Source organism: Kitasatospora sp. NPDC058965, assembly GCF_042741245.1.
Classification (GTDB): Bacteria; Actinomycetota; Actinomycetes; order Streptomycetales; family Streptomycetaceae; genus Kitasatospora.
In genome coordinates this window covers 1-1,228 of record NZ_JBHYKG010000611.1, presented here as the reverse complement: position 1 = coordinate 1,228, position 1,228 = coordinate 1, and the positions used below count along the sequence as shown (strand labels likewise).

The following is a 1,228-nucleotide window of genomic DNA, read 5'->3' as shown; positions in this document are numbered from 1 at the left end:
TCGGCCTGGCCGACCAGCTCGCCGTAGATCTTGAGGTACTCCTCGGGGCCGGCTGCCACCGCTGCCAGGGCCCGGCTGGCCATCAGGATCGGCTGCGCGCCGGCCGCCTGGACCACCGCCAGCTGCTCCTGGTAGGCGGCCCGGACCGCGTCCAGCGACCAGCTGGCCGGATCGAGCTGGTCGGTTCCGACGCCGCAGGCGAGCCGGCCGCCGACGGCGCGTGCCTCGGCGCCCGAGCGGGTGATCAGCTCCTTGGTGGCCGGCCAGTCCAGGCCCATGCCGCGCTGCGCGGTGTCCATCGCGTCGGCCACCCCGAGGCCGAGCGACCACAGGTGGTGGCGGAAGGCCAGCGTGGACTCCCAGTCCACGGCGGCGGGTGCGCCGGGCGCGTTGTCGCCCAGAGGGTCGGCCACCACGTGCGCGGCGGCGAAGGCGACCCGCGAGCCGGGCCGGCCCGTCGGACGGCCCCACTCGATCGGCGCGCTGAGCCGGTGGACACCGCCCGGCAGGTTGACGGTGGCCATCAGAGCATCAGCTCCGGCACCTCGAGTCGGCGGCCCTCGGCCGCGGAGCGCAGGCCCAGTTCGGCGAGTTGTACGCCCTTGGCGCCCGCGAGCAGGTCCCACTCGTAGGCCGAGCCGGTGGCCACGTGCTTCAGGAACAGCTCCCACTGGATCTTGAAGCCGTTGTCGAACTCGGCGTTGTCGGGCACCTGCTGCCACTGCGAGCGGAACGACTCGGTGACCGGCAGGTCCGGGTTCCACACCGGCTTCGGCGTCGCGGCGCGGTGCTGGAAACGGCAGTTGCGCAGGCCCGCCACCGCACTGCCCTCGGTGCCGTCGACCTGGAACTCCACCAGCTCGTCCCGGTCCACCCGCACCGCCCAGGACGAGTTGACCTGCGCGGTGATGCCGCCCTCCAGCTCGAAGATGCCGTACGCGGCGTCATCGGCCGTGGCCGGGTAGGCGCGGCCCTGCTCGTCCACCCGGGACGGGATGTGGGTGGCGGTGTGCGCGTACACCGAACGCACCGGCGCGACGATGTTGTCCAGCACGTAGCGCCAGTGCGGGAACATGTCCAGGATCATCCCGCCGCCGTCCTCGGCCCGGTAGTTCCACGACGGGCGCTGCGCACTCTGCCAGTCGCCCTCGAACACCCAGTAGCCGAACTCGCCGCGCACCGACAGGATCCGGCCGAAGAAGCCGCTGTCGACCAGCCGCTTGAGCTT

Annotated in this window: 2 protein-coding genes; both read right to left on the bottom strand. The window is 72.6% G+C overall.

Annotated elements, in window-relative coordinates:
* The coding region (locus ACFW1A_RS40595; protein ID WP_380418779.1) for a DUF993 family protein at positions 1 to 524 on the bottom strand (524 nt) is incomplete at its 3' end.
* On the bottom strand, positions 524 to 1,228 hold a 705-nt coding region (locus tag ACFW1A_RS40590; protein ID WP_380418777.1), incomplete at its 5' end, for a Gfo/Idh/MocA family protein. The genes ACFW1A_RS40595 and ACFW1A_RS40590, both read right to left, overlap by 1 nt.